This is a genomic window from Rhodococcus sp. NPDC077669, assembly GCF_040686915.1.
Taxonomy (GTDB): Bacteria; Actinomycetota; Actinomycetes; order Mycobacteriales; family Mycobacteriaceae; genus Rhodococcoides; species Rhodococcoides fascians.
The window spans coordinates 170,835-182,143 of sequence record NZ_JBFBMD010000007.1 but is presented as its reverse complement, the minus strand read 5'-3'; the positions used below and the strand labels follow the sequence as shown (position 1 = coordinate 182,143).

Annotated in this window: 1 protein-coding gene and 1 tRNA gene; one reads left to right on the top strand and one right to left on the bottom strand. The window is 66.6% G+C overall.

All coding sequences use genetic code 11. From position 1 onward, the window contains the following. Positions 1-330: 330 nt before the first annotated feature. A tRNA-OTHER gene (locus tag AB0P23_RS11585) sits at positions 331-437 on the bottom strand. Here AB0P23_RS11585 and AB0P23_RS11580 point away from each other — a divergent pair. Further along, complete coding sequence (locus AB0P23_RS11580; RefSeq protein WP_363797645.1) at positions 390-11,294, top strand: amino acid adenylation domain-containing protein; 10,905 nt, start codon at positions 390-392, stop codon at positions 11,292-11,294. The genes AB0P23_RS11585 and AB0P23_RS11580 overlap by 48 nt on opposite strands. The last annotated feature ends 15 nt before the right edge of the window (positions 11,295-11,309 follow it).

The following is an 11,309-nucleotide window of genomic DNA, read 5'->3' as shown; positions in this document are numbered from 1 at the left end:
CCGGCAGCAGGCCGCCGCTGGTACCGCAGCAGCGTCCGCAGCACATTCCGCTGTCGCTGGCGCAACAGCGGATGTGGTTCCTCAACAAGTTCGACGTCGAATCGGCGGCCAACAATATCCCGATCGCCGTCCGGTTGTCCGGTCTGCTCGACCGCCGGGCCATGCAGATCGCGGTCGCGGACGTCGTCGCCAGGCACGAGTCTCTACGGACGGTGTTCCCGGAGACCGACGGCACGGCTCATCAGGTGATCGTCGACGCGCAGTCGGCCACACCGGAATTGACGCCGATCGAAATTTCCGCGCATCAGGTGGCCGATGCCATGCGCGAGCTGGCGACGACAGGATTCGACCTGTCGAAGGACCTCCCGTTCCGTACCCGGTTGTTCGAGGTGAGCCCCACCGAGCACCTGCTGGTGTTCGTGGTGCACCACATCGCCGCCGATGGTTTCTCGCTCGGCCCACTCACTCGCGACGTCATGAACGCCTATGCGGCGCGGTCGATGAACCAGGAGCCGTACTGGACTCCGCTTCCGGTCGACTACGCCGACTACAGCCTGTGGCAGCGCGAGGTGCTGGGCTCCGAGGACGACCCCACATCCGTGGTCTCGCAGCAGATCGACTACTGGACGACGACGTTGGCCGGTCTGCCCGATCAGCTCGATGTGCCCTCCGACCGTCCCCGGCCGGCAGTGGCATCGAACAGCGGTGCGCTGGTGCGTTTCTCGATCGACGGAGAACTGCATCGCGCTCTGATCGAGGCGTCCCGACGTGAGAACGCGTCGCTGTTCATGCTGGTGCACACCAGCCTCGCGGTACTGCTGTCGCGGCTGTCCGGCGAGACCGACATCGCGATCGGCACACCGGTCGCGGGCCGCGGTGAGGCGGCGCTCGACGACCTGATCGGCATGTTCGTCAACACCCTCGTGCTCCGAACGGAGATCGACACCGCGCGCAGGTTCGACCAGGTGCTCGCCGATGCTCGCGAGACCGACCTGTCGGCGCTGGCACACGTGGACGTTCCTTTCGAGCGTCTGGTGGAGATCCTCAACCCGGTACGTTCCACGGCACGTCATCCCCTCGTGCAGGTGGTGCTCGCGTTCCAGAACCTGGGGCAGAAGGATCTCGAACTACCGGGACTGTCGGTCTCGGGCGTCGACTTCGAGACCCTGGTTGCACTGTTCGACCTGCAGTTCACGTTCGTCGAATCGTTCGGACCCAGTGGCGCGGCGCAGGGTATGACGTTCGATGTCACCTACGCCACCGACCTGTTCGACGAGTCCACGGTGGTCACCCTGGGTGAGCGCCTGATCAAGGTCCTCGAATCCGTCGCCCACAACCTCTCGACCGTCGTGGGCGACATCGAACTGCTCGACGACGTCGAGTACAAGCGCGTGCTCGACGACTGGAACGACACCGACCACGACGTCGACCGGTCGCAGACACTGGCCTCCCTCGGGCGGTCGGTCGAATCCGACGGAACCGCACTGGTATTCGGTGACGAGTCGGTGTCCTACGGCGAGTTCGACGTACGGGTGGCTCGTCTTGCGCGGTACCTCGTCGACCGTGGTGTCGGCCCCGAGACCACCGTGGCGATCGCTGCCCGTCGTTCGGTGGAGCTCCTCGTCGGAATTCACGCGATCGTCGCGGCGGGCGGTGCCTACGTACCGATCGACCCGGATCAGCCTGCCGAGCGAATTGCGCACATCCTGCGCACCGCGGCACCGGTGTGTGTACTGAGCACGTCACGAGACTCGGTGGATGCCGACGGGCTCGACGTGATCGACATCGACGTTCTCGATCTGTCCGGTTTCTCCGATGCACCGATCACCGACGCGGACCGAATCGGTGCACTGGCACCGACGAACACCGCATACGTCATCTTCACGTCCGGGTCGACCGGGCAGCCGAAGGGCGTGGCCGTCACACACGAGGCAATCGTCAACCGTCTGCTGTGGATGCAGTCGGAATACGAGCTCGTCGCCGACGATGTCGTGTTGCACAAGACCCCCGTCACGTTCGACGTGTCGGTGTGGGAACTGTTCTGGCCGTTGCAGATCGGGGCGACGCTGGTCATCGCGAAGCCGGACGGGCACCGAGACCCGCAGTACCTGCTCAAGACCATCGAGGCGCAGTCGGTCACGACCGCACACTTCGTGCCGTCGTTGCTCGAGGTCTTCGTCTCCGTCGTCGCAGCCGAGTCGTCGTCCGCAGCCGCGTCGCTGCGGACTCTGTTCGCCTCCGGTGAGGCGCTGCCCGCCGAGGTCGGCGAACGCGTCCGTCGCGTCCTGCCGGGCGTGGCGCTGCACAACCTCTACGGACCCACCGAAGCGGCTGTCGACGTCACCTATCACGAGGTGTCGGACGCGGACGTCGACCTGGTTCCGATCGGTGTTCCGGTGTGGAACACCAGAACGTACGTCCTCGACTCCCGACTGTCCCCGGTTGCTCCCGGGGTCGCAGGTGAGCTCTATCTCGCCGGAGTCCAACTGGCCCGCGGCTACCTGGGTCGAGTGGATCTGACGGCAGATCGATTCCTGCCGGATCCGTTCGGCGAACCGGGTTCTCGTATGTACCGCACCGGCGATCTGGTGCGCTGGCGGGAGTCCTCGTCTCACATCGGGCGTCTGGAGTACTTGGGCCGCACCGACTTCCAGGTCAAGTTGCGTGGTTTGCGTATCGAACTCGGGGAGATCGAGACCGTGCTGCGCCGGCACCCGTCGGTGGAGTCGGCCGTGGTGCTGGTTCGGCAGACGGCCGTCGCCGGAGATCAACTGGTCGCTTATGTCGTCCCCGCCTCCGGTGCGACCGTCGACGTGGCCGACCTGACGGCGTTCGCCGCGCGCTCGCTCGCCGGGTACATGGTTCCGGCTGCGACCGTCGTGCTCGACGCACTTCCGTTGACCGCCAACGGCAAGCTCGACCGACGCGCGCTCCCGGCACCGGATATCGAGCAGCGTGCCTTCCGCGCTCCGACGACCACGTCGGAAATCGTGGTGTCACAGGTGTTCCGTGACGTGCTCGGCGTCGATGTCGTCGGGGCCGACGACGAGTTCTTCGCTCTCGGCGGTAACTCGCTCGTGGCGACCAGGGTGGCATCGCGCATCGGTGCCGCGACGGACACCACGGTCAGTGTTCGGACCATCTTCGAGGCGTCGACGGTGGCGGCTCTGGCGGCGAAGCTGGACGAACTCTCGGGATCGGGACGAAAGATTCCTCTCGTGCGCACCGAGTTGCCGGACTTCGTTCCGCTGTCGCTCGCCCAGCGCCGGATGTGGTTCCTCAACCGTTTCGACGTCGATTCGGCAACGGAAAATCTGCCCGTCGCCATCGAACTGATCGGTGACCTCGACGTCGTCGCGCTGCGCTCTGCCGTGGCCGACGTCATCGAACGGCACGAATCGCTGCGCACCGTCTACCCCGAGGTGGACGGGGTGGCGTCTCAGGTGATCGTCCCCGCAGCGCAGGTAGCTCCGGAGCTGGCACCGACGAAGGTCACCGCCGACGACGTCACCGCCGCCCTGGCCGAGTTCCTCGTGCAGGGTTTCGACGTCACGGCCGCACCCCCACTGCGCGCCATCCTGTTCGAGCTCGACTCGAACCGGCATGTGCTGGCCTTGGCCACACATCACATTGCCGCAGACGGTTTCTCGATCGGACCGATGACTCGCGACCTCATGGTTGCGTACGCGGCCCGGAGTGCAGGAAGCGAACCGGGTTGGGCACCGCTCGCGGTTCGCTACGCCGACTACACCCTGTGGCAGCAGACCGTGCTCGGTTCCGAGAGCGATCCCGATTCACCGGTGTCCGGCCAGATCCGACACTGGACGCGAACGCTGTCGGGACTGCCGGACGAGAGCACGTTCCCCGGCGACCGAGTGCGTCCCGATCGGTCGTCCTACCGCGGCGGCAACATTCGGCTGACGCTCGATGCGCAGACGCATGCGCGTCTCGGCGCGGTAGCCCGCGCCAATCAGAGCTCACTGTTCATGGTGTTGCACTCTTCTCTCGCGGTGTTGCTCTCCCGGTTGTCGGGCGAAACCGACATCGCCATCGGTACTCCGGTCGCCGGTCGCGGTGAGGCGGCACTCGACGACGTCATCGGTATGTTCGTCAACACCCTCGTGCTGCGCACCGAGATCGATCCCGGTGCTGCCTTCACCGAACTGCTCGCCCGTACGCGCAACACCGATCTGTCGGCGTTCGCGCACGCGGAGGTGCCGTTCGAGCGACTCGTCGAGGTACTCGACCCACCGAGGTCGGCCGCGCGGCATCCGCTGATCCAGGTGATGCTCACCGTGCAGAACATGGAGCAGACCGAACTCGAGCTCCCGGGCCTGACCGTGCGCGGAGTCGATCTCGACGTCGAGACGGCGAAGTTCGACATCCAGTTCACGTTCACCGAGAACCAGGCGGACGGCAGCTCGGCCATCGACGTGACGTTCGCCCGTGATCTCTACGACGAGGACACAGCCCGCGCCTTCGGTGAGCGCCTGATCCGCGTGCTGGAGTCGGTCGGCACCGATGCCGAGCAGCCCGTCGGGGACATCCCGGTGATGGCTACGGCCGAGCGCGATCACGTTCTCGCCCTTGCCCAGGACGCACCGGCGGTCGCGGATTCTGCCGACTCCATCGTCTCCCTGTTCGCGGCCAGGGTCGCGCAGAACCCGGACGCTGCCGCCGTCGTCTTCGACGGTCGGTCGCGCACGTACGGAGACATCGACACCGAGTCGACGGCACTGGCGAGAGTTCTTGTCGCACAGGGTGTCGGCCGCGAATCCGCGGTCGCAGTCGTACTGCCTCGCACGGCCGATCTCGTGGTGGCGCTGCTCGCGGTGCTCAAGGCCGGAGGTGTATACGTACCGATCGATCCGTCGTACCCGGCCGATCGCATCGAGTTCGTGCTCGCCGACTCGCGTCCCGCCGCGGTACTGACCTGGACCGGTGTCGAGGTCGCGCTACCGCCGGAACTGCCCAGGGTCGACATGGACACCCCAGCGGACCAGCCCCAGTTCGCAACGGACGTCCTTCCCGCGGTGACGGCCGCAGAAGCTGCGTACGTCATCTACACCTCGGGTTCGACCGGCACCCCCAAGGGCGTCGTCGTCCCGCACCGCAACGTCGTCCGCCTGCTGGCGAACACCCAGCGGCACTTCGATTTCGGTCCCGCCGACGTCTGGACTCTGTTCCACTCGTACGCGTTCGACTTCTCCGTGTGGGAACTGTGGGGCCCGCTCACCACGGGTGGCACCGTCGTCGTGGTCGACTACTTCACATCGAGGTCGCCGGAAGCGCTGCGCGAGTTGTTGATTCGCGAACGCGTGACCGTGCTCAACCAGACCCCGTCTGCTTTCTACCAGTTCGACCAGGCCGACCGCACGGCATCGGGTGCTGCCGAGTACGCACTGCGCTACGTCGTCTTCGGCGGAGAAGCGTTGGAGCTGCGTCGATTGAGCGGTTGGTTCGATCGGCACGGCGATCGTTCCCCGCAGTTGGTCAACATGTACGGCATCACCGAAACCACCGTCCACGTCTCGCATCGCGCGCTCGATGCGCAGGCGGCCGCGGAGGCATCGGGGTCACTGGTGGGTCGGGCGATCTCCGGGTTGTCCGTGTACGTGTTGGACGCGCGACTCGGCCTCGTGCCGGCGGGCGTCCCGGGAGAGATGTACGTCTCGGGCGGTCAGGTGGCGCGGGGATACCTCGGTCGGCCGGACCTGACGGCGACACGATTCGTGGCAGATCCCTTCGCAGGCGACGGATCCGTGCTTTATCGCACCGGCGACGTCGCCCGGTGGTCGCCCACCGGTGAGCTCGAATTCGTCGGTCGCGCAGACGATCAGGTCAAGATCCGTGGCTTCCGCATCGAACTGGGCGAAGTCGAATCGTCGGTTCTGTCGGCTCCGGCCGTCGGACAGGCCGCGGTGATCGTGCGCGAGGACGCTCCCGGTGCCGCACGCCTGGTTGCTTACCTGGTGCCCGCAACCGGTTCCACGATCGACGTCGACGCCGTCCGTGCGTCGGTGGCCGAGCAGCTCCCCGAGTACATGGTCCCGTCGGCGTTCGTGGTGCTCGACGCAATTCCGTTGACCACCAACGGAAAGCTGGACCGGCGAGCGTTGCCCGAACCGGCCGCACGAACCCGTGAGTTCAGGCAACCGACGACTCCGATCGAGTCCATGGTCGCCGAGGTGTTCGCCGACGTCCTCGGTCTCGACCGGGTCGGTCTCGACGACGACTTCTTCGAACTCGGCGGCAACTCGCTGGTGGCCACCCAGGTGGTGTCCCGACTCGGTGCCTCCGCCGACACGACGGTCCCGGTTCGGGCATTGTTCGAGGCCCCGACGGTCGCGGCACTCGCCGCGAGGGTCGAGCAGGGCTCGGGCGCGCGGCCGGCGCTGGTGCCAGGGCCTCGTCCCGATCGAGTTCCACTCTCGCTCGCGCAGCAGCGGATGTGGTTCCTCAACCGGTTCGACTCGGACTCGACGGCGTACAACATCCCGTTCGCCCTGCGGCTGAGCGGCGATCTCAACGTCGGCGCGTTGCAGAGTGCGGTCTCGGACGTCATCGAGCGGCACGAGACACTGCGATCGGTGTACCCGGATTCGCCCGAGGGACCGCATCAGGTGGTCGTGCCGATGTCCCAGGTGCCGACGACTCTCGACGTGATCGACACCGACGCGGAATCGGTGACCGCTCGGGTGCTGGAGCTGCTGGCGTCGACGTTCGACGTGACCGCAGAGGTTCCGTTGAAGACCTCGCTGTTCCGAGTCTCCGACACCGAGTTCGTGCTGGCGATGGTGGTCCATCACATCAGCGCCGACGGTCTGTCGATGATGCCGTTGTCGACCGACGTCATGACGGCCTATGCCGCCCGTACCCGGAAGTCCGATCCCGCATGGGCTCCGCTGCCGGTGCAGTACGCCGACTACGCGCTCTGGCAACGCGACGTTCTCGGCTCCGAGGACGACGCCGAATCGATTGCAGCGCAACAGATTCGATACTGGTCTGCCGCGCTGTCGGAGTTGCCCGAGCAGATCGAGCTACCTCTCGATCGCCCGCGTCCGGCGAGCCAGACGTTCCGCGGCAATCGCATCGATTTCCGAATCGACGTCGACGCGCACGCGCGTCTCGCGGAACTGGCCCGCGCGCACAACGCGACCGTCTTCATGGCCGTGCATGCAGCATTCGCAGTGCTGCTCTCGCGGATCTCGGGGTCCTCGGACATCGTCGTGGGTACACCCATCGCAGGTCGCGGCGAGGCCGAGATCGAGAACCTCGTCGGCATGTTCGTCAACACCCTGGTGTTGCGACTCGATGTTCCGGGCGAGGCGACCTTCGATGATCTCCTCGACGCCGCACGAGAAACCGATCTGCAGGCGTTCGCCAACTCGGACATCCCGTTCGAGCGGCTCGTCGACGTGGTCAACCCCACGCGCTCGACGGCTCGGCACCCGCTGTTCCAGGTCGGCTTCTCGTTCCAGAACTTCGCTCGCCGCGAGTTCGAGCTCGACGGGTTGGAAATCTCGGCGCTCGACACCGAGACCGGCAACTCCCAGTTCGATCTGCATCTGATCGTGTCCGATGCCCAGCAGGGCGACGGCGCGGCAGGTGGCTTCGATGCCCTGCTGACCTACGCGACGGATCTGTTCGACGAGAGCACCGCCCGTTCACTCGTGGCCCGCTTCGAGGCCGTGCTGGCCGCCGTCGTGGCGTCGCCGTCGACACCCATCGGCGATCTCGACGTGCTGCTGGACGGCGAGCGATCTGCGATCGTCGAGGACTGGAACGACACGGTTCACGATTTCGGTGCCGTGGAACACACGACCCTGCCCGATCTGTTCGGTGCAGCCGCCGAACGCGACCGCGCTGCAGTCGCACTCGTCCACGACGACGGCGTGGTGACGTACGGAGAGTTCGCCGAGCGGGTCTCGCAGCTCGCGCGGCACCTGATCGGCATGGGTGTCGGGCCGGAAGTGCCTGTCGGCCTTGCCATTCGACGCTCGGTCGATCTCCTCGTCGGCATGTACGCCATCTCGACGGCAGGCGGGGCGTACGTTCCGATCGATCCGGACCAGCCGTCCGAGCGCAACGCGTTGGTCCTCGAGACAGCCGCTCCTGCGTGCATTCTGATCTCCGGCGATGTGGGTGCCGAGATCACCGACGCTGCCCCGATCGTGGATCTGGCCCGGTTCGACGCCGATGCCTACTCGGGTGCTCCGGTGGACGCGCCCGAACGCACCGGTGCGCTCACCGCAGCCAACACCGCGTACGTCATCTTCACGTCCGGATCGACCGGTCGTCCGAAGGGCGTTGCGGTCTCGCACGGGGCCGTCGTCAACCAGCTGAACTGGCTGCGTGCGGAGTACGCACTCGACGAGACCGACGCAGCGCTGCTCAAGACCGCAGCCACGTTCGACCTGTCGGTGTGGGAGTTCTGGTCGCAGCTGACCTCCGGCGGACGGCTCGTCGTGGCCGAGGCCGACGGTCATCGTGACCCCGACTACCTGCTGGAACTGATTCGCACGCAGTCGGTGACGACACTGCACCTGGTGCCGTCGATGCTGTCGATGCTCGGCACCGTCGCCGCGGGCGAGGTATCGCCGAGCCTGCGGCGGGTGCTGGCGATCGGTGAGGCACTGCCCGCTGCCGTTGCACAGGAGTTCCGCAAGCGGAACGGATCGACCGACCTGCACAACCTGTACGGGCCGACTGAGGCAGCGGTGTCGGTGACCGCGCACGCGGTGACGGACGCCGATACGACCGCGGTGCCGATCGGTGTTCCCGAGGCGAACACGACGGTGTTCGTGTTGGACTCGCGGTTGCATCCGGTGCCTGCGGGTGTCAGCGGCGAGCTCTACCTGGCCGGCGCGCAGCTGGCGCGCGGCTACTTCGGGCGCGCGGACCTGACGTCGGAGCGATTCGTCGCCAATCCGTTCGACGCGAACGGTTCTCGGATGTACCGCACCGGCGACCTGGTGCGCTGGCGGGTGCCCGTCGTCGACGGAACGCCGGCCCCGGCGCACCTCGAGTACATCGATCGGGCCGACTTCCAGGTGAAGATTCGCGGATTCCGCATCGAGCTCGGTGAGATCGAAGCGGCCCTGCGGTCGCAGCCGGCAGTGGCAGATTCGGCCGTCGTGGTGCACAGCGGCGAGTCCATGGGTGACCAGTTGGTGGCCTACGTGGTCGGCCGGGCCGGGGAGGTCGTCGATGTCGCGCACGTCGAATCCGAACTCTCGCACCTCGTTCCGTCGTACATGGTGCCTGCGGCATTCGTGGTGCTCGAAGCGCTACCGCTCAATGCCAACGGAAAGCTGGACCGAAAGGCGCTGCCCGCGCCGCACTTCGAGGCCACCGAGTTCCGCGCACCGGTCACCCCGATCGAGGAGATCGTCGCGACGACCGTTGCCGAACTGCTCGGGCTGGACCGCGCGGGGCTGGACGACGACTTCTTCGCCCTCGGCGGAAACTCGTTGATCGCAACCCAACTGGTCTCGCGCCTCGGCCAGGCTCTCGACGCGCAGATTCCCGTGCGATCGGTGTTCGCGGCGTCCACGGTGGCGGGCCTCGCTGCACACATCGCGCCGCTCGTCGGCGGCGGTGCCCGTCGGGAACTGACGGTGCGCGAGCGTCCCGATCGACTACCCCTGTCGATCGCCCAGGAACGGATGTGGACGATCAACCGCATCGACCCGGGCTCGTCCGCGTACAACATCCCCGTCGCGGTGCGGTTGACCGGTGCCCTCGACATCGCCTCGCTCCGCGGCGCGTTCGACGATGTGCTCGGTCGCCACGAGATTCTGCGGACGGCCTACCCCGATTCGGTCGACGGCCCGGTGCAGCAGATCGGTGGCGTAGCCGACGTCGGGGTGGAGCTCGAACCCGAACAGGTGGCACCGGACGCCGTGGTGTCCCGCCTGACGGACGTCCTCGGTGCGGGATTCGACGTGACGAAGACCGTCCCGGTCCGGGCTGCGCTGCTGCAGGTCGGCGACGACGAACACGTCCTCGCCGTGGTGGCTCACCACATCGCCGCCGACGGGTTCTCGATGGGGCCGTTGATCCGCGATGTCATGGTCGCCTACACCGCTCGGGTGGCGGGGGAGATGCCGTCGTGGGCACCGCTGCCGGTGCAGTACGCCGACTTCGCGCTGTGGCAGCGTGACGTACTCGGCCGCGAGGACGACCCGGACAGTCCGCTGGCGAAGCAGCTGGCCTACTGGACCGCCGAGCTGGCGGGAGCGCCGGAACAACTGGCACTGCCGCTCGATCGCCCACGGCCACCTCGACCGACCATGGAAGGCGCGTCGTACGGCTTCACGTTCGGTTCCGACGTGGCGTCGGCCATAGAGAAGATCGCCCGCGAGCATGCGGCGACGACGTTCATGGTGGTGCACAGCGCGTTCGCGGTTCTGCTGGGCCGGTTGAGCAACTCGTCGGACATCAGCATCGGCACTCCGACCGCAGGACGCGGCGAGGAGCAACTGGACGACCTGGTGGGCATGTTCGTCAACACGTTGGTGCTGCGCACGCAGATCGATCCGAACGGCACGTTCCTGGACCTGGTACGTCAGGCGAAGGACAAGGACCTCGCGGCGTTCGGCCACGCGGACGTTCCGTTCGAGCGGCTGGTCGATGCGCTCGGCCGCGCTCGGTCGAGTGCCTACACACCGCTGTTCCAGGCGATGTTGACGTTCCAGAACCATGCGACGGGCACGTTCGAGTTGCCGGGCCTGCAGGTGCAGGCGCTGCCGGCAGGCGACGATCAGGCGAAGTTCGACCTTCAGCTGACCGCCGTCGAGAACTTCGACGAGACCGGAGCGCTGCAGGACATCGAGGCGACGTTCACCTACGCGACGTCGATCTTCGACGAATCGACGATAGCGACGTTCGCCGAGCGGCTGTCGAAGATTCTGCGGACGGTCGTCTCCGATCCCGAGGTGGTGCTGCGATCCATCGACATCCTCACGGACGAGGAGAAGGCCGAGTTCGCGCCGCGCGCCAAGCCGAAGACGGTCGACGACCTACCGCAGTTGATTGCCGACGCAGCGGCGACCGCGCCCGATGCGGTGGCGCTCGAGCACGAATCGACGAGTGTCGATTTTGCGGCCCTGAACGCCAAATTGACGCAGATGTCGGCGACGATGGGCGCGGCGATGAAGCCGCAGGCTCTGGTGACGGTCACGCTGTCCGCACTGATTCCGGGCATCTTGCCCGCCCTCGGTGCAGAGGGGTTGTCGACCGCTCTGGCATCGTTGATCCAACGGGCGGAGTCGGTGATCGCGTCGTCGTGACGAAAGCCGAGCTCG